Raw genomic sequence first — 17701 nt, forward strand, 5'->3', positions numbered from 1 at the left:
CTATTCAATGCCCCAGATTCTAGCTTCTGCACATTCCAGGCTGTTGCCTGCCGGATCGCGAAAATAGATCGACCGGCCACCCTGGGGCCAGCTTACCTCGGATTCGATCTCGATGTTTGCTGCCTTGAGTTGCCGGGCAATCACGTCGAGGTTCTCAGACGAGACACGGAAGCAGGCATGGCCCGCGCCCATCGTTCCGTGCGGAGGAACCTGCAGCGCCTGCGCCTCAGGTGGCTTGGTGGTTTCCCGGGGATTGAAGATCAGCAGCACACCCGGCCCGCAGCGGAAGAAAACATGCCTGTTCGCCGCCCGCGTGATCTTGGCAAGTCCGAGAATGCCTTCATAGAAAGCCTCGGCCTTGTCGAGATCGTCCGCATAGAGCGCCGTCTCCAGAATGCCTTCCAGCATGTCGTTCATTAGCCGATGGCCTGCTTCTGCATCCCGACTAGTTCAGCAATACCGGTCTTGGCAAGTCCCATCAGGGAGGCGAATTCCTCATCGGTGAAAGGCGTGCCTTCCGCCGTGCCCTGGATTTCGACGATGCCGCCGCCGCCCGTGATGACGAAGTTGGCGTCCGTTTCGGCGGAGGAATCCTCGATATAGTCGAGGTCGATCACCGGCTGGCTGGCGAAGATGCCGCAGGAGATAGCCGCAACGTGATCCTTCAGAACGCGCTCGACCTTGATCATGTTGCGGCTTTCCATCCACTTCAGGCAATCGTAGAGCGCGATCCAGGCACCGGTAATTGACGCCGTGCGGGTCCCGCCGTCAGCCTGGATGACGTCGCAGTCCAGCGTAATCTGGCGCTCGCCGAGTTCCTTGAGGTCGACAACGGCGCGGAGCGACCGGCCGATCAGCCGCTGGATCTCCTGCGTGCGGCCGCCCTGCTTGCCGGCGGCGGCCTCGCGCTTCATGCGCTCGCCGGTGGCGCGCGGCAGCATGCCGTATTCGGCGGTGACCCAGCCCTTACCGGTGTTGCGCAGCCACGGCGGGGTCTTTTCTTCAAGGCTTGCCGTGCACAGCACATGCGTATCTCCGAACTTCACCAGGCAGGAGCCTTCGGCATGCTTGGAAAAATTGCGCTCGAAGGAAACCTTGCGCATCTGGTCGGTTTTTCTGCCTGAAGGCCGCATTCTATTCTCCTGAGGCATAGTGCTGAAAACGGGAAACCTGTCCGGTCAACATCATGCGTGCTTTATGTTGTTGACCGCTTCTACGATTGGCAGCGTTCATTTGCAATTTCCCTTTTGCCACGGCGGGGAGAATGGCTATATTTTGGGGGATCATCATCAGCACAGGTGCGCAAGACTTAATGGAATTCAGGTCGACGTCGATTTCGGATGCCGTGGCTGCGCTGGATGAACGCTCGAAGGAAATCTTTCGCCGCATCGTTGAAGGCTATCTTGAGACCGGCGAACCGCTCGGTTCCCGCAATTTGTCGCGCATTCTTCCCATGTCGCTGTCCCCGGCGTCCGTACGCAACGTCATGAGCGATCTGGAGGAGCTCGGTCTCATCTATTCGCCCCATGTCAGCGCCGGTCGGCTGCCGACGCAGATTGGTCTGCGCTTCTTCGTGGACGCGTTCATGCAGGTCGGCGATCTTTCGGCCGAGGACCGCGCAAATATCGATCGTCAGGTGCGCGCCGAAAGCCGCGACAATCCGATGGAATTGATGATGAACGAGGCAAGCCGGATGCTGTCGGGCATTTCGCGCGGTGCCGGGCTCGTCATTACTGCCAAGAGCGACCCTGTGCTGAAGCATGTCGAGTTCATCCGCCTGGAGCCGACCAAGGCGCTGGCCGTCCTCGTCGGCGATCACGATCAGGTCGAGAACCGCATCATCGAACTGCCGGCCGGCGTCACATCCTCGCAGCTGACGGAGGCCGCGAATTTTCTCAACGCTCACATGAGCGGCCAGACCCTGCCGGAACTGCGCAACCAGCTCGGTCGCCTGAAGGAAAACGTTCGCCACGAGCTCGATGCGCTGTCGCGGGATCTTGTCGAGCGCGGTATCGCAGTCTGGTCCGGGAGCGCCGACGAAGGCAAGCCGGCGCAGCTCATCATCCGCGGTCGCGCCAATCTGCTCGAGGGGCTTGCCGGCGCGGACGATCTTGATCGCCTGCGCATGCTGTTTGACGATCTGGAGAAGAAGGACAGTCTGATCGAGCTCTTGAACCTGGCCGAAAGCGGCCCCGGCGTGCGCATCTTCATCGGTTCGGAAAACAAGCTCTTCTCACTGTCCGGCTCCTCGCTGATCGTGGCGCCTTACCGCGACGAAGACGACCGTATCGTCGGCGCCGTCGGCGTCATCGGGCCGACGCGCCTTAACTACTCGCGCATCGTACCTATGGTTGACTACACGGCGCAGCTGATGTCGAGGCTATCCCGTCCCGCAAAGTAATGCCGCCGAGCGCCACTCCTGTAGCAGACGCTACTCCGGCAGCAGGTCGCCGGAGCCGCCCGTCTCCACAGGCATGTCCTTGTATTTCGGCAGGCCGTCCTTCATGCGGAGCACCGTCTCTGCATAATTGACGTGCAACGACGGCTTATAGCGAAAACTCGGAATGATGGCAGCATAGACATCCGTGACGCCCCACTGGTGATGCTCGGTATAGAGGTGCCCGCCGCAGAGCTCGCAGAATTTGCGGACGCTCGTATCCGACTTCTGGTAGCCCTCGACGTGCTCCCCGCCCTTGGTGACGCGCACGCTTTGCGGAGGCCACCGGGTAAAGGCGTTGACCGGGCCGGCCGACCAGCGTCGGCAGGAATCGCAATGACAATAGCCCATCGCGACCGGCTCGCCCGTTACGATGATTTCAACGGCGCCGCAAAAGCACTTTCCAGCATAGCTAGTCTGGTCGGCCATTGTGGTGTCTCCCTGAGCTGTTCGGGATCAATTCGCCACATATTAGGAGACTCGAAAGTAGAGGGCTTTGTCGTGACGAAGTCAAGCTGCAGTCGTTGTGCTGCGGCGTCAGGCGTTTGGCCGATACCCGCAATTCATAGCTTCTTCGTAACGCAGACTTGATTTTTGGCGGTCAAAGTTCGATATCGGGCACATCCAAAAGACACCAATCACCGGAGAACGTCATGACCGACGAGACGACGAAGAACGGACCTGACGCAGCCGCGGCTGAAGCCGCAGTGGACGCCGCTGCAGAGGTCGAGAACGAAGCAGCAGCCGAAGCCGCGCAGCAGCCCAATCCGCTGGAGTTGCTGAAGGCAGAAAACGGCGAGCTGCGCGATCGTTATCTGCGCCTTGCAGCCGACATGGACAATCTGCGCCGCCGTACCGAGCGCGAAGTCAAGGACGCCAAGTCTTATTCGGTCGCAGGCTTTGCCCGTGACATGCTTGCCGTTTCGGATAATCTGCGCCGCGCCATCGATGCCATTCCCGATGAAGTGCGCGCGTCCGCGGATGCGGGCCTTGCCACGTTGATCGAGGGCGTTGAGATGACCGAGCGCTCGATGCTGTCCGCTCTCGAGCGCCACGGCGTTCGCAAGCTGGAGCCGGTCGGCCAGAAGTTCGATCCTAACTTCCATCAGGCGATGTTCGAGGTTCCGAACCCTGACGTGCCGAACAATACGGTCGTCCAGGTCGTGCAGGCGGGCTTCACCATCGGTGAGCGGGTTCTGCGCCCTGCCATGGTCGGCGTCGCCAAGGGCGGCCCGAAGATCGTCGAAACCGAAACCAATTCGTTTTTCGACCAGAAGGACGCCTGATTTCTCAGGCGTCTTCGGAGACGTTGTAAGCAATTCCAGGAAAAGTGCGCAGCGGTTTTGCGTCCGGAAGTGCGTAAAAGCATAGACCAGATCATATCAGGCCCAGGCCGATATGATCTGTTCAGATGCGGGCGAAGCGCTCGATCAGCAGATCGAAGAAGCCGTCCGCATCGACGTCGCGCATGACCTTCGCATTGCGCTTGCGATCAGTCACATGCCACCAGTCAACGACGGTCATGCCGACCGTGAGTTCAGACTTCACCTCGATCTCGACATTGCAGTCCCGACCCTTGAAGAGTTCGGGTTTTAGCAGATAGGCAACGACCGTAGGATCGTGCAGCGGACCGCCGTCCGACCCGTATTTCTCGATATCGAAGCGTTCGAAGAACTCCAGCATCTCCACCATCGCACCGGCCGGGCGCGTGCCAAGGACTGCCATGCGCTTGACGCGGTCCTTGCGAGTCAGAAGCTTGTGCGTGACGTCGAGCGGCATCATCACGATCGGCACGCCTGAGCGGAAAACGATGTCAGCTGCCTCGGGATCGACATAGATGTTGAATTCTGCCGCCGGCGTGATGTTGCCGCCTTCGAAGAAGCCGCCACCCATCATCACCAGTTCGCGGATGCGGGCGATGATGTCAGGCGCCTTGCGGAAGGCCATGCCGATATTTGTCAGCGGTCCGAGCGTGCAGAGCGTCACGGTGCCTTCCGGTTCGCTGCGCAGCGTCTCGATGATGAAATCGACGGAGTGCTGCGGCTGAAGCGGCATGGTCGGCTCGTCCAGGACTGGGCCGTCGAGGCCGGTCTTGCCGTGCACGTGTTCCGCCGTTACCAGCTTGCGGGCGATCGGCTTGTCGGCGCCCGCAAAGACCTTGGCATCCGTCTTGCCGCAGAGTTCGCAGACGATGCGGGCATTTCGGCTGGTGTAGGGGAGAGGCACGTTGCCAGCGACGGTAGTGATGCCGAGCACCTCCAGTTCTTCCGGACTGCCGAATGCCAGCATGATTGCGGCTGCGTCGTCCTGACCTGGATCGGTGTCGATAATAATCTTTCTCGGGTCTGCCATTCCGCTCGTTCCATCCTCGTGGTGCGCGACATCGTGGCATGCACCGTTTTGTTCATGATCCCGTCGCAAATCGGCACAGCCGGCTCGGGCACGTTTTGATGCGAGGCCACGCCCTTTGTCAAGGCAGGCGGTGTGGGGCGATCGAAGCCGTGCGCCTTGCGCAGGGCTCTCGCAATTCCCATATTATGATCAACCGGGTGCTGCAATTCAGGTCCGGCAAGGTCGCTTGTATCGAGGACTTGAAAAACGATGAGCCGCATTACGCCTTTCGCCAGCCCGCTTCTTCTGGGCTTCGACGCCATGGAGAAGACCCTGGAGCGGATCTCCAAGGCGAGCGACGGATATCCCCCCTATAATATCGAACGCATTGCTGCCGACAGCCTCTCGGGTGATCCTGAACGGTTACGCATCACGCTGGCGGTCGCCGGTTTCGGCGAAGACGAACTCGACGTCTCGATCGAAGAGAACCAGCTGGTCATTCGTGGCCGGCAGGTCGATCAGGGGGACCGTGAGTATCTCTATCGCGGGATCGCCGCACGGCAGTTCCAGCGAACCTTTGTTTTGGCCGATGGCATGCAGGTCTTAGGCGCCGGATTGAAGAACGGTTTGTTGTCCGTCGATCTCATTCGGCCCGAGCCGGCGCGCATGGTGAAGAAAATTAACATTTCGGTCTCACAGTAGGACAACAACTCACGTTGAGCTGTTGGTCCCTTCTCTTGGAGGTACAGGAATGTTGATGAAAGAAGCCAATTCTCACCTGACCAAAACCGAACTTGCCGGCATCGGCAACGGTGAGGTCGCATACATCAGAAAAATACGGTCAGAAGAGGTGTCCAAGTGCTTCCCCGAAGCACCGGATATCGATCCGAGCGTCGACCTCTGGGCGCTGTTCGGCGCCGATGGCACGCCGATCCTTCTGACGGACAATCGCTCCAGCACCTTCTTCAAGGCTGCCGAGGATGAGTTGAAGACAGTGAGCCTGCACTAGGCAAGCACTCCGAGCAGATACCTTTGCCTACCGTGCCCGATGCTGGCCCCATTGCAGTCGCTGTACGGCGACCGCAATGGCGATGGAGCTGAAGGGAGGGCGCGCGTTTCTCCCGGATATCGGCCTACCGCAGCGGCGGGTCAGGCTATGCGCGCTTGAATGTCAGATAGGCCGAGGAACGTCCCTCGCGCCGGGCCTTCGCCTCGTAGCGCGTGCTAGGCCAGCCCTCGTACGGTGTCAGCCAGTCGGCAGAGTCGGTCGCCATCCAGTCGAAGCGCCCGTGATCCCGACACTTGAGAAGCGTCCAGTTGACATAGGTGTCGATGTCGGAAGCGAAGCAGAACAGGCCGCCCGGCTTCAGCACGCGATGGAATCGGTCGAGATTGGTCTTGGAAACGAAGCGGCGCTTCCAGTGCTTCCGCTTCGGCCAAGGATCGGGATAGAGCAGGTCGATCTGGTCGATCGAGCCGTCCGGCAGCCAATCCAGCAATTGCGTCGCATCGTCATTGTAGACGCGAATATTCCTGGCGCCGGCATTGTCGACACTCGACAGCAGCTTCTGCATCGAGTTTACGAAGGGTTCCACGCCAATGAAGCCGGCTGTGGGGGTTTCCACCGCGCGGTGGATCAGATGCTCGCCGCCACCAAAGCCGATTTCCAGGCGCAGACGGTTCGTCGAGGCCGGAAACAGTGCGCTCAGCGGCTCCGGCGGAGCTGCTGAGAGATCGATGAGGAACGCCGGCAGCAGGGTGTTGAGCTTTTCCGCCTGTTGTCCGCGCAGAGCTTTGCCCTTGCGACGACCGAAGAAGGCTTCGGTCGCCCGGCTGCGTCGTTCCATATCCGTCATCGTTGTGCCCTTAAGCCTTTACGGCTTCCTTGAGCGCCTTCCCGAGATCCGTGCGCTCCCACGAGAATGAGCCGTCGCGGCCTGCCTTGCGGCCAAAATGGCCGTAGGCTGACGTCTTCGCGTAGATTGGCTTGTTCAGGTCCAGGTGGCGGCGGATGCCGGTTGGCGACAGATCCATCGTCTTGCGGATGGCCGCTTCGACCTGATCCTCGGTCACCTTGCCGGTGCCGTGCAGGTCGACATAGATCGACAGCGGCTGGGCAACGCCGATCGCGTAGGAGATCTGGATCGTGCAGCGGTCGGCCAGGCCGGCAGCCACGACGTTCTTGGCGAGGTAACGGGCAGCATAAGCAGCCGAACGGTCGACCTTGGTCGTGTCCTTGCCGGAGAACGCGCCGCCGCCATGGGGCGCGGCGCCGCCGTAGGTGTCGACGATGATCTTGCGGCCGGTGAGGCCGGCATCGCCGTCCGGGCCGCCGATGACGAACTTGCCAGTCGGGTTGATGTACCACTTGCAGTCGTCAGCGATCGGCAGCTCGCCGAGGGCTTCGCGGATATAAGGTTCTACGACGGCGCGAACCTTGCTCGAATCCCAGCTGTCATCAAGATGCTGGGTCGAGAGAACGATCGAGGTGACTTCTGCCGGCTTGCCATCGACGTAGCGCACGGTGACCTGGCTCTTTGCATCCGGGCCCAGCTTGGCAACGTCGCCGTCACCTTTCTTGCGGGCGGTGGCCAACAGCTGCAAAATTTTGTGGGAGTAGTAGATCGGCGCCGGCATGAGGTCTGGTGTTTCCGTGCAGGCATAGCCGAACATGATGCCCTGGTCGCCCGCACCTTCGTCACCCTGCTGGTCGGAAGCGCTATCGACGCCCTGCGCGATGTCGGCAGACTGCGAGTGCAGCAGCACGTCGATCTTGGCGGTCTTCCAGTGGAAGCCGTCCTGCTCGTAGCCGATGTCCTTGATGGCGCGGCGGGCGGCAGCCTTGAACTTCGAAGGGTTGATGACGTCTTGGCCATCCTTGTCCTTCTTCATCAGACTAGGCGGCAGGCGGACTTCGCCGGCGATCACCACGCGGTTGGTGGTGGCCAGGGTCTCGCAGGCAATGCGAACGCCCCATGGGTTCACACCGGTCTTTGCCGCTTCGCGATAGACCAGATCCACGATCTCGTCGGAGATACGGTCACACACCTTGTCCGGGTGACCTTCGGCAACTGACTCGCTGGTGAAGAGGTAATTGGCGCGCATGTCGGGATTCCCCTCAAAGAACAAAAGCTGCGTAGTTGGTACCCAGTTCGCACCGGAAAAACAAGCGCAGAAGGACATAAATATATCTTTATATCTGTCGTAGGGTGGCAAATTATGCCCAAAAAACGCAAAAAAGCGGCCGTTCCGACCGCTTTCCCGTAGAGGCAGGTTTTTAGGGGTTCTTACTCGCTGTCGGCTTCGGCAGCCAGCGCCTTCACGAGTTCGACCACCTTGCGGCGAACCTTCGGATCCGTGATCTTGACGAAGGCCCGGTTCAGCTGAAGGCCTTCGGAGGAGGAAAGGAAATCCACCACGTAGTTGGAACTCGAAGCCTCGGCCATGCCGGACACGCCCCCGGACTGATCGCCCGGCGCATCCTCGAAAAAGAAGGAAACGGGCACGTTCAGAATGCTCGAGATATTCTGGAGTCGGCTGGCGCCCACGCGGTTGGTGCCCTTTTCATATTTCTGGATCTGCTGGAATGTAATCCCCAGGCTTTCCCCAAGCTTTTCCTGACTCATTCCAAGCATGGTCCGTCGAAGGCGAATGCGACTGCCAACGTGGATGTCGATCGGGTTAGGCTTTTTCTTGTTTTCAATCATGGTGCTGCCCTAACTATAATTTCAACCCAGTTCAAACCGGCATGCCCGAACCCATCCCCAAAACGCCACGTTGCAAGGTTTCTATCATTCACCTTGGAACATACGTTAAGAGCGCCAATCCTAACCACTATGCAATTTTAGGGGTTTTGGGTCAATTCTGCTTGAAAACAAAACCAGCGCGCGAACCGGCTGCAATTGCAAACAGAAGCATTTCGATCAACCAGAAGTACGCCTGGCGCGAATGAGCGGGATTGCCGCCAATGGAAAATCCATCAAGGGTTGCGTCGACAAAGCCGGTTTCATTGAGTGCCAGACCCGCAATAATTTCGCCCCGCGCGTTTACCAGCGCGGAAATGCCGCTGTTGCCGTCGCGAATCAGCGGCAGACCGGTTTCGACGGCGCGAACACGCGCCTGGAGGAAATGTTGGTAAGGGCCGGGTGTTGCGCCGAACCAGGCATCGTTGGTGACATTCAATATCGCCGAGGCAGCGCCGATCTCGCCGGTCATCTCGTCAGGGAAGATAATCTCGTAGCAGACGAGGGGATAGAGCTTGAGTCCGCTCGGAAGCGTCAGCAACTGGCGCGTGGCGGCGGCGGAAAAGCCGCCCGGCATCTCGACCACATTCTGTATGCCGAACTGGTCCAGCAGGCTCTCGAACGGCATGTATTCGCCAAACGGCACGAGATGCACCTTGTCGGAAGCGGCAATGATCTGCCCATGGCCGTCGATGACATAGATCGAATTGTAGTAGCGGGGTGGATTGCCGGGCCCCATGTCCTCCGCCCGGACGGCGCCGGCTATCAGGACCTGGTTGTCGTCCAGCGTATCGGCGATCCGGGTGAGCGCGTCCTGATTGTCCGTCAGGATGAAGGGGATCGCGGTCTCCGGCCAGACAATGATGTCGGGTTTCCGGCCGCCATCCCTGGGCGCCTCTGCAGATAGCTTCAGGTGCTTCTCGAAAATCGTCGTTCGGTCGCCGTCGGTGTCCATCTTGGCCGCCTGGTCGATCATCGGCTGAACCAGACGAACGACCGGGCTTTTGTCGGTGGTCGGCACGGTAGAATTGGGGCTGACGTAAAGCACGTAGACGCCATAGCCGAGATGGGTAGCAAAGAGCAGCAGGGCGAGTGGAACCCCGACCCTTGCCCCTTGCTTGGTGCCGAGCAGGGCAGGGGCTGCAAAAATGAAGACGGAGAGCGCTGTGATCCCCATGATGCCGATGACATGTGCTGACTGCATCATAACAGGCACCGGCGTCATCCCGTAGCCTATGGCGTTCCAGGGGAAACCGGTAAAGAGGACGCTCCTTGCCCATTCCAAAAGGCCGAAGCTCGCCGCCAGCGCCGCAATTCGTCCGACGCCCTCTGACCAGAGTATGCGGGCAAATGCGGTCGCCACTCCGTAGAAGGTAGCAAGAACGGCCGGAAGACCAAAGAGTGCCAGCGGCAATGCCCAGGCAAACTCCTCGGCATCGATCATCAGGGCATGGCCCAGCCACCAGAGACCGGCAACGAAGTAGCCGAAGCCGAAGAGCCAACCGGTGACGAAGGAGGGCCAGAGACGCCCGACAAGGCTGCTGTTTGGCGCGGCGGCGGCTCCGTCGATAAGCCACACAAGCAGCGTGAACGAAACGAACATCGCGGCGAAGAAACCGATCGGCGGCAGGGCCAGAACGCCGAAGGCCCCCGCAAGCACACCCAGCGCCACCCTCTTGAAACCCCAGGCCAGGATGATCCTGTCCGCAAGCCGCTCCATGCCCACTCCATCAAGCCGCGAATCAACTGAGGTCGCAGTCTTTCAAAAAAGCCGCCGCTTGTCGTGGTTTGCGGCGATCAGTTTGTCGTGGGAACTTCGGCTTGCCGGTCGTCGCCATGGTCGGCGCCTGAGGCGCCGTCACCATCCGACTTGACGCGGCGGCGGATTGCCTGGCGCTTGCGGGTAATGCGAACACGCTTGATGCGCCGTGGGTCGGCGTCGAGAATATGGAATTCGAAACCTGGCAGCGCCTGAACCACCTCGCCTCGCACCGGAATGCGGCCGAGCTCGGAGAAGATCAGTCCGCCCAGCGTATCGACTTCGTCGACCTGCTCGGCGATGTCGAAATCCGGCCCGATGGCTTCCGCGATCTCCTCGAGCTCGACGCGAGCATCGGCGACGAACATATCCTCGGAGATCCGCTTGAACATCACTTCTTCGTCATCATGCTCGTCATCGATGTCGCCGACGACCATCTCGACGATGTCCTCGTGCGACGCAAGACCGTCGGTGCCGCCGTATTCATCGATGACGAGCGCCATCTGCGTCCGGTTCACCTGCATGCGACGCAGCAGGTCCGAGGCGAGCATCGAGGGCGGTACGAACAGGATCTTCCGGATAATGCCGGCCTCGGCCACCGTCTTCTGTAGGTCGACACGGGCAAGATCGAAGTTCGGCTTGGCCGACCGCGGCATCTTCTGAAGGTGCTCCGGTGAAACTTCGACGATCGGCTGCGCCGCCTTGGCGGCCTTCGTGCTGCCTCGGCGTTTGTTGCGCGCCTGCTTGGCGACATAGGAGAGAAGATCGCGGATATGCACCATGCCACGCGGGTCGTCCAGCGTCTCGGCATATACCGGCATGCGCGAGCGGCCGGATTCCTCGAACAGGATCATCAGTTCGCCGATGGTGATGTGGTGATCCACGGCCTCGATATCGGCGCGGGGCACCATGACGTCGGCGACGCGAACTTCGCGAAAGCGCAGGATGTTGTGCAGCATCGCCCTCTCGTCGGGCGAAAAGACGTCGCCTTCGGCGGCGTCGGTCATCAGCGCATCGGCGAGATCCTCGCGAAGGCGCGAGCCTTGCTGCGGCCTCAGGATGCGTGCTGCGCGCGACCAGAAGGATTGGGGTCGTCCGGACTGCCTGCTACTACTGCCACCCTCGTCGGAGGAGGATTGGTCGGCGGCGTCCTTGGCCTCGGTGGCCGGTCTCGTCGTAAAGTCGCTCATGGTTCCATTTTAAGGTCTTGACCCTCGTATGGGTCAGATAGGCCGAGTATTGCCAGAATGCGAGTCTCCAGCCCCTCCATTCTCTCGGCGTCGGCATCATTATTATGATCGTAGCCGAATAGATGCAAGAATCCATGCACCATCAGGTGCGTCAGGTGGTCATCGATGCTTTTTTCAAGCTCGGCAGCCTCCTGCTCCACAGTCTCCCTGGCAATGATGATATCGCCAAGCATCGGCCCCGGCACCTTGCCCGGTTGAACCGGAAAGGCCGGAAACGAAAGCACATTGGTCGGCTTGTCCTTGCCACGCCATTCCGCGTTGATGTCCTGGATCGAAGCATCGTCGGTGAAAACAAGCGAGACTTCGGGCACCATTTTCGGAAACGGTTGCTTCTCGGCCTCCCGAAGATAGGTCGCCGCCGTCTCCAGCACGCGGTCCGCCAATGCGTGCAAGGCATCTTCGGAGGGCCAGTTGCCCTCCTCGATGGTGATCTGGATATCGAGTCCCGCCATCAGTCCTGCCGGATGACCTCTGCCGTTTCCGTCGCATAGGTGGCGTCGTAAGCCCTGACGATGCGACCGACGAGCGGATGGCGCACGACGTCCGTATCCTTGAAGCGGACGATCGAAATGCCCTCGACGCCGTTCAACAGCTGCAGCGCCTCGACGAGGCCGGATTTGACACCGCGCGGCAGGTCGATCTGGCTTGGGTCGCCGGTCACGATCATGCGCGAGTTCTCGCCAAGACGCGTCAGAAACATCTTCATCTGCATCGACGTGGTGTTCTGTGCCTCATCGAGAATGATCGCGGCGTTTGCCAGCGTACGACCGCGCATGAAGGCGAGCGGCGCGATTTCGATGACGCCGGCGGTGATGGCACGGTCGACCTTGTCGGCCGGCATCATGTCGTAGAGCGCGTCATAAAGCGGACGGAGGTAGGGATCGACCTTCTCCTTCATGTCGCCCGGCAGGAAGCCGAGGCGCTCGCCGGCTTCGACGGCCGGACGCGAAAGGATGATTTTCTCCACCACGCCACGTTCCAGGAGCTGGGCAGCATGGGCGACGGCGAGATAGGTCTTCCCGGTACCCGCCGGGCCGACGCCAAACACGAGTTCGGCACGCTCGAGCGCCCTGAGATAGGCATCCTGGGTCGGCGTGCGGGCGATGATGGTCTTCTTGCGCGTCGAAACCTGCGCCATCGTCAGCTTGGCCTTCTTCTCCATCGTCGGCAGGCTCAGCTGATCGTCGGCGGCGACCGCCATGCGAATTGCGCCTTCGACGTCGGAACGTTCCACGCTACCGCCCTTCTGGAGTTTCTCGTAGAGATAGTCGAGGGTACGACGCGCCTGATTGGTGCTGACGATGTCCCCGGAGATGACAACGGAGTTGCCACGCGCTCGTGCATCGATGTTCAGGCGCTCCTCGAGCAGCTTGAGGTTCTGGTCGAATTGACCAAACAGCTCGCTGGCGAACCGATTGTTCTCGAACGTCAGAATAAAGTGATTGGCGTCGCTCGCGATGCGTGGGTGGCGCGGTGAAGAAGAAACCAATTCTTGTCCGTTCAAGCGGTCGAGCTCCTTGGGTTTAGACCTCAGCCTCTGCAATCTCGGCAAACAGGCTGTTGGTTCCGGTTCCGGTGATTCGCACTTTAATAATGTCACCGATTTGCGATGCTTTTGCATCAACATTCACGGACTGAAGCCAGGGAGAACGGCCGATAAGTTGTTCTGGCATCCGACCGGGCTTTTCAAGCAACAGTTCGATCGTCTTTCCGACACAGGATTCAGCAAATTCCTGCTGCTGCTTCAGAAGAAGCGCCTGCAGGCGTTCGAGCCGTTCTGCCTTGATCTCTTCCGGCACCTGATCCTTCAGTTCCGCACCGGGCGTACCCGGTCGAGTCGAGTATTTGAACGAGAAGGCTTGTGCATAGCGCACCTCTTCTACCAGACGGAGTGTATCCTCAAAATCCTGCTCTGTCTCCCCCGGAAAGCCGACGATGAAATCGCCAGACAGCGCAATATCCGGACGGGCGGTGCGGATGCGCTCGATCAAGGTCAGGTATTCGGCTGCCGTATGGCGCCTGTTCATCGCTTTCAGGATCCGGTCGGACCCCGCCTGCACCGGCAGGTGCAGGTAGGGCATCAGAGCGCGCAGGTCGCGATGCGCCTCGATCAGGCGGTCGTCCATGTCGCGCGGATGACTGGTCGTATAGCGCAGACGCGCAAGTCCGGGGATCTCGGCCAGCCGATAGAGCATATCGCCAAGGGTCCACTCCTGGTCGTTGGAACCAACGCCATGCCAGGCGTTGACGTTCTGGCCGAGCAACGTGATCTCGCGCACGCCGCCTTCGACCAGCCTCTCGGCTTCCTCCACGATCTGGTTGACGGGGCGCGACACTTCCGAACCGCGCGTATAGGGCACGACGCAGAAGGTGCAGAATTTGTCGCAGCCTTCCTGCACCGTCAGGAACGCGGTGACGCCGCGCGAGCGGATCCTGGTCTTCTCCGCGATCGGCAGATGCTCGAACTTGTCTTCGAGCGCATATTCGGTATCGACGATGCGCTGGCCTTCCTTGGCACGGCGCAGTGCTTCTGGCAGCCGGTGATAGGTCTGCGGCCCGATGACGACATCGACCGCCGGCGCACGACGGAGGATTTCCTCGCCTTCGGCCTGCGCAACGCAACCGGCAACGCCGATCATGAATTCACGACCCTCGCTGGCGCGCTTCTTCTTCATGTCGCGCAGGCGACCAAGTGCCGAGTAGACCTTCTCGGCCGCCTTCTCGCGGATATGACAGGTGTTGAGCAGGACGAGGTCGGCCTCTTCCATATCCTCGGTCGGTTCGTAGCCGTCGCGGGCAAGAGCATCGCTCATGCGCGTCGAGTCGTAGACGTTCATCTGACAGCCGTAAGTCTTGATGAAAACCTTGCGGCTGTTGCTGCCATCGCGGAGATCGGTCTCCGGGGCCGGAAGAAGGGCGCTGTCGTGGGTCATGGCGCGCTATTTAGTGGTTTTTGACGCGCGAGAAAAGGAAATCCTTGCCTCAGGTGGTTTTGCGCCCGCGCAAGGCGTCGGCGAGCAGGACGCGAATGCGTCTTGCGATGGTTGCGCTCGCCTGCTTGCGGTTGGTATCGGGACCGTATTCGACCGCCTCGCCAAAGCATACGTCCACTTCGAATGCGCCATATCGCAGCACATCCTTCAGGTGCGGCAATATCTCGACATCGCCGGGCCATGATGTCAGAGGGCGATGATACCGCCCCATCGGCAGGCCATGGACGCCGGTATAGGCAACTGCAACCGGCTGAACGATGACGATGCCGGTCGGTGATGCCGGCACGGCCATTGCCGCTGCGCCTAAGAGCGACGATTTGACGTCGAGCAGGCGGTTGCCGTCAGACGTCGTGCCTTCCGGAAACAGCACCACGATTTCGCCATCCGCCATCCGGGCGGCGATCTCGTTTGCCTGGTGGCCGGTCTTGCGCTTTTCTTCGCGCACGACGAAAACGCTCTTCTGCAGCTTGGCAAGCGTCCCAAAGATCGGCCAGTCGCGGACCTCGATCTTGGCGATGAAGGCGACGTCGGCGACCGCCGAGAGCACCATGATGTCCATCCAGGACGAGTGGTTGGCGCACAGCATCAGGGGCCTGTGCGTTTCGATCCTGCCGTGGACACGGATGCGGATTCCGAGACAGTAGCAGACGATGCGGTGCCATACGCGCGGCAGCCGGCGCCGGAGCTTCCAGTCGAAGCGCAGCGCCAGCAGCTGCCAGGGCATGAGCAGGATGCTGGCGAAAAGGATGACGATTCCTTCAAAGGCGATGCGCAGCCTGGCGATCAACTCGAACACTCCGTGGCGGCGGTCATGACCTCAGTGTTCGTCCTTCTTGAGCGGAATGCCGTAGAGCTCCAGCCGGTGGTCGACCAGCTTGAAGCCATGTTCTCGGGCGATCCTCTCCTGCAGCGCTTCGATCTCGGGCGAGCGGAACTCGATGACGACACCGGTCTTCAGATCGATCAGATGGTCGTGGTGTTCTTCCGGCACAGTCTCGTAGCGCGAACGGCCGTCACGGAAGTCGTGGCGGGCGATGATGCCGGCATCCTCGAACAGCTTGACGGTGCGGTAGACCGTGGAGATCGAAATCTTGGCATCAACCTTCACGGAGCGGCGATAAAGCTCTTCCACATCAGGGTGATCTTCGGATTCTTCGAGAATGCGCGCAATCACGCGGCGCTGCTCGGTCATGCGCATGCCCCGTTCAGCGCAAAGCTCCTCAAGGGTTTTGGCCACGTCAGTCATGAGCCGCCTTCCGATCGTCAACGTTCCGCAACGGAACTAGCGAAGAACGCGCTTCATGACAAGCGCCGTGGAAACGGCGCCCCTCGCGTCCTTGTAGTATCCACGACGTTCGCCCACCTTCTCGAAGCCGAGCTTGCGGTAGAGGCCGAGCGCCGCGGCGTTTCCATCGTCGACCTCAAGGAACATGCTCTCGCCGCCGCGCAGCTTCGCCTCGCGCATCGCCGCCTGCATCAGCCGCCAGCCGAGACCGGCCCGCGCCACCTTCGTCTGCACGGCGATCGTCAGAATTTCCGCCTCCCCGGCGACCTCGCGGGCAAGTACGAACCCTGGCAGCGGCTTCTTCAAAAAAGCATTGGTCTGCCGCGCCACGAAGCCGAAGACATTGCTCTGTGTCAGCAGGCTATAGAACTCGCCATCGCCCCAGGGACGGGCAAAACGTTCGCCGTGCAGGGCCGCGACCGAGCGGCAGTCGTCGCTATCCATTGCGACGATTTCGAATTCCGGCTTCAGCGTCAGATAGGATTCCAGCATGGTCATACTCGCGCAATTGCGAACCCGGCCTGCGGCTTGGCGTCAGGTCCGCGCAGATAAAGGGGCTTCGGCTTTCCGGAAGAGGGATCGGCGGCGGCGCCGAGGCGCGCCACGATGGAGATCGGGAAGTGATTGGAATGGTCGCCGGTCGCGTCGGGCCTCAGCAGCGGTGTCGCCGAGCCGGTTACTGCACCATCGAACACCGTGGAAAACGCCTGCGCTTCCTCGATGGTGGCGGCACGTGCTTCATCGTGAGGCTTGCCCTCTGCGTCGAAAGCCTGGAGATAGATTTCGTTGCGCTTGGCATCCATGGCGGCGAGCACCGATTGTCCTGGCGACCGTAGTCGTTCGGCCTGCGCCATGACCGCGAGCGTCGTGACGCCGACGGCGGGAACGCCAAGCGACAGAGCAAAGCCGCGGGCTGCGGCCACGCCGACGCGAATGCCTGTGAAGGAACCCGGGCCGACGGTAACGGCGATGCGATCGACAGAGGAAAGAGCGATGCCCGCCTGGTCCAGCGCGCGATCGACGACCCCCATCAAATGCTCTGCATGCCCCTTGCCGATCATGTCCGATGCCTCCCCCAGCACCGTATCCCTGCCGCTGTCATAGAGAGCGGCAGCGCAATCCACACCTGCGGTGTCGAGCGCCAGTATGATCATGGCATCAATTTCCGAATAGAGCGTTCCTGACTGTCCATACATCGCGGCACCGCGTTTGCAAACGCTGCGCCATGGCGATTTCAGGTCCAGGTCGTCAGACGGCTTCGACTTCCTGCACTTCCGGAACGAAATGGCGCAGCAAATTCTGTACGCCGTGCTTCAGCGTTGCCGTCGAGGACGGGCAACCGGCGCACGAACCCTTCATGTTGAGATAGACCTTGCCGTCCTTGAAGCCGCGGAAGGTAATGTCGCCGCCATCCTGGGCGACGGCCGGGCGGACGCGCGTCTCGAGCAGTTCCTTGATCGTCAGCACGATCGACTCGTCACCCTCATCGAAGAACTCGCCGCCGGCATCGAGATCTTCGGACAGGATAGATGCGTCGCCCATGACCGGCTTGCCGGACATGAAGTGCTCCATGATCGAGCCGAGAATGGCGGGCTTCAGGTGCTGCCACTCCTGATCGTCCTTGGAAACGCTGATGAAGTCGTAGCCGAAATATACGCCGGTCACGCCGGGGATGTCGAAAAGGCGAGCCGCGAGCGGCGATGCCTGCGCCGCGTCGCCGCTCAGGAACTCTGCGGTGCCATTTTCCATGACGACCCGACCCGGCAGGAACTTCTGCGTGGCGGGATTCGGCGTGGCTTCGGTCTGAATAAACATCTCGTTCTCCGTGCGGCAGGCATTTTGCCCGAGCCGTCTTTAGAATTCTTCAAAAGAGAAAATAAGCCGATTGGGGACTCTATTCAAG

At 60.5% G+C, this 17701-nt stretch carries 21 protein-coding genes; 4 read left to right on the top strand and 17 right to left on the bottom strand.

Annotation, left to right across the window (positions count from 1 at the left end):
* Nucleotides 1-417, bottom strand: a complete 417-nt coding sequence (locus tag AC1D2R_RS01600; protein ID WP_477964093.1) for a VOC family protein — start codon at nt 415-417, stop codon at nt 1-3.
* Nucleotides 417-1133 carry a ribonuclease PH gene (rph, locus tag AC1D2R_RS01605; protein WP_477964095.1) on the bottom strand — a complete coding sequence of 239 codons (717 nt, stop codon included), beginning with the start codon at nt 1131-1133 and terminating at the stop codon, nt 417-419. The genes AC1D2R_RS01600 and rph overlap by 1 nt, the downstream gene beginning before the upstream one ends.
* Nucleotides 1134-1312: 179 nt before the next feature.
* Here rph and hrcA point away from each other — a divergent pair, with 179 nt between their 5' ends.
* On the top strand, nt 1313-2401 hold the full coding sequence (gene hrcA / locus AC1D2R_RS01610) for a heat-inducible transcriptional repressor HrcA (RefSeq protein ID WP_477964627.1): 1089 nt from the start codon (nt 1313-1315) through the stop codon (nt 2399-2401).
* Nucleotides 2402-2431: 30 nt separating this feature from the next.
* Here the strand turns inward: hrcA and AC1D2R_RS01615 are convergent, their stop codons facing one another.
* Nucleotides 2432-2866: a GFA family protein gene (locus tag AC1D2R_RS01615; protein ID WP_477964097.1), complete on the bottom strand. Its 435-nt coding sequence runs from the start codon at nt 2864-2866 to the stop codon at nt 2432-2434.
* Between the two features lie 224 nt (nt 2867-3090).
* Between AC1D2R_RS01615 and grpE the strand changes: the two genes are divergently transcribed.
* The gene (gene grpE, locus AC1D2R_RS01620) at nt 3091-3723 is read left to right on the top strand and encodes a nucleotide exchange factor GrpE (protein WP_477964099.1); all 633 of its coding nucleotides are present in this window, start codon (nt 3091-3093) and stop codon (nt 3721-3723) included.
* 121 nt (nt 3724-3844) lie between these two features.
* On the opposite strand, the gene AC1D2R_RS01625 is transcribed toward grpE, so the two are convergent.
* On the bottom strand, nt 3845-4789 hold the full coding sequence (locus tag AC1D2R_RS01625; RefSeq protein ID WP_477964101.1) for a nucleoside hydrolase: 945 nt from the start codon (nt 4787-4789) through the stop codon (nt 3845-3847).
* Between the two features lie 249 nt (nt 4790-5038).
* Here AC1D2R_RS01625 and AC1D2R_RS01630 point away from each other — a divergent pair, with 249 nt between their 5' ends.
* Both AC1D2R_RS01630 and AC1D2R_RS01635 read left to right on the top strand, forming a co-directional pair.
* Nucleotides 5039-5470: an Hsp20 family protein gene (locus AC1D2R_RS01630; RefSeq protein ID WP_477964103.1), complete on the top strand. Its 432-nt coding sequence runs from the start codon at nt 5039-5041 to the stop codon at nt 5468-5470.
* A gap of 49 nt (nt 5471-5519) precedes the next feature.
* A complete protein-coding gene (locus AC1D2R_RS01635) occupies nt 5520-5777 on the top strand; it encodes a BQ00720 family protein (RefSeq protein WP_037065650.1) in 258 nt (85 codons plus the stop codon).
* Nucleotides 5778-5922: 145 nt separating this feature from the next.
* Here the strand turns inward: AC1D2R_RS01635 and trmB are convergent, their stop codons facing one another.
* The 13 genes from trmB to AC1D2R_RS01700 all read right to left on the bottom strand — a co-directional run bounded on the left by trmB (nt 5923) and on the right by AC1D2R_RS01700 (nt 17613).
* Nucleotides 5923-6624, bottom strand: coding sequence for a tRNA (guanine(46)-N(7))-methyltransferase TrmB (gene trmB, locus AC1D2R_RS01640; RefSeq protein ID WP_477964105.1), 702 nt, complete (start codon nt 6622-6624; stop codon nt 5923-5925).
* Between the two features lie 10 nt (nt 6625-6634).
* Nucleotides 6635-7873, bottom strand: a complete 1239-nt coding sequence (gene metK, locus AC1D2R_RS01645) for a methionine adenosyltransferase (RefSeq protein WP_477964107.1) — start codon at nt 7871-7873, stop codon at nt 6635-6637.
* 182 nt (nt 7874-8055) lie between these two features.
* On the bottom strand, nt 8056-8475 hold the full coding sequence (locus tag AC1D2R_RS01650; protein WP_037065654.1) for a helix-turn-helix domain-containing protein: 420 nt from the start codon (nt 8473-8475) through the stop codon (nt 8056-8058).
* A 151-nt stretch (nt 8476-8626) separates the two neighbouring features.
* Nucleotides 8627-10231 carry an apolipoprotein N-acyltransferase gene (lnt, locus tag AC1D2R_RS01655; RefSeq protein WP_477964109.1) on the bottom strand — a complete coding sequence of 535 codons (1605 nt, stop codon included), beginning with the start codon at nt 10229-10231 and terminating at the stop codon, nt 8627-8629.
* Nucleotides 10232-10308: 77 nt separating this feature from the next.
* On the bottom strand, nt 10309-11460 hold the full coding sequence (locus AC1D2R_RS01660; RefSeq protein WP_477964111.1) for a hemolysin family protein: 1152 nt from the start codon (nt 11458-11460) through the stop codon (nt 10309-10311).
* Nucleotides 11457-11972, bottom strand: a complete 516-nt coding sequence (ybeY, locus tag AC1D2R_RS01665) for an rRNA maturation RNase YbeY (protein ID WP_477964114.1) — start codon at nt 11970-11972, stop codon at nt 11457-11459. The genes AC1D2R_RS01660 and ybeY overlap by 4 nt, the downstream gene beginning before the upstream one ends.
* Nucleotides 11972-13024 carry a PhoH family protein gene (locus tag AC1D2R_RS01670; RefSeq protein ID WP_477964116.1) on the bottom strand — a complete coding sequence of 351 codons (1053 nt, stop codon included), beginning with the start codon at nt 13022-13024 and terminating at the stop codon, nt 11972-11974. Before AC1D2R_RS01670 ends, ybeY begins: the two co-directional genes overlap by 1 nt.
* 19 nt (nt 13025-13043) lie before the next feature.
* Entirely contained in the window at nt 13044-14453 is a 1410-nt protein-coding gene (gene miaB / locus AC1D2R_RS01675; protein WP_477964118.1) for a tRNA (N6-isopentenyl adenosine(37)-C2)-methylthiotransferase MiaB, read from the bottom strand.
* A gap of 49 nt (nt 14454-14502) precedes the next feature.
* Nucleotides 14503-15300, bottom strand: coding sequence for a lyso-ornithine lipid O-acyltransferase (olsA, locus tag AC1D2R_RS01680; RefSeq protein ID WP_477964120.1), 798 nt, complete (start codon nt 15298-15300; stop codon nt 14503-14505).
* A 30-nt stretch (nt 15301-15330) separates the two neighbouring features.
* Nucleotides 15331-15759, bottom strand: coding sequence for a Fur family transcriptional regulator (locus tag AC1D2R_RS01685; RefSeq protein ID WP_057472319.1), 429 nt, complete (start codon nt 15757-15759; stop codon nt 15331-15333).
* Between the two features lie 36 nt (nt 15760-15795).
* Entirely contained in the window at nt 15796-16296 is a 501-nt protein-coding gene (locus AC1D2R_RS01690; RefSeq protein ID WP_477964123.1) for a GNAT family N-acetyltransferase, read from the bottom strand.
* Nucleotides 16293-16952 (bottom strand): tRNA (adenosine(37)-N6)-threonylcarbamoyltransferase complex dimerization subunit type 1 TsaB, encoded by a 660-nt coding sequence (gene tsaB, locus AC1D2R_RS01695; RefSeq protein WP_477964629.1) that lies wholly within the window; start codon nt 16950-16952, stop codon nt 16293-16295. The genes AC1D2R_RS01690 and tsaB overlap by 4 nt, the downstream gene beginning before the upstream one ends.
* Before the next feature lie 94 nt (nt 16953-17046).
* The gene (locus tag AC1D2R_RS01700) at nt 17047-17613 is read right to left on the bottom strand and encodes a NifU family protein (protein WP_477964125.1); all 567 of its coding nucleotides are present in this window, start codon (nt 17611-17613) and stop codon (nt 17047-17049) included.
* Nucleotides 17614-17701: the final 88 nt, after the last annotated feature.

The organism is Rhizobium sp. P1_C7 (assembly GCF_056406295.1).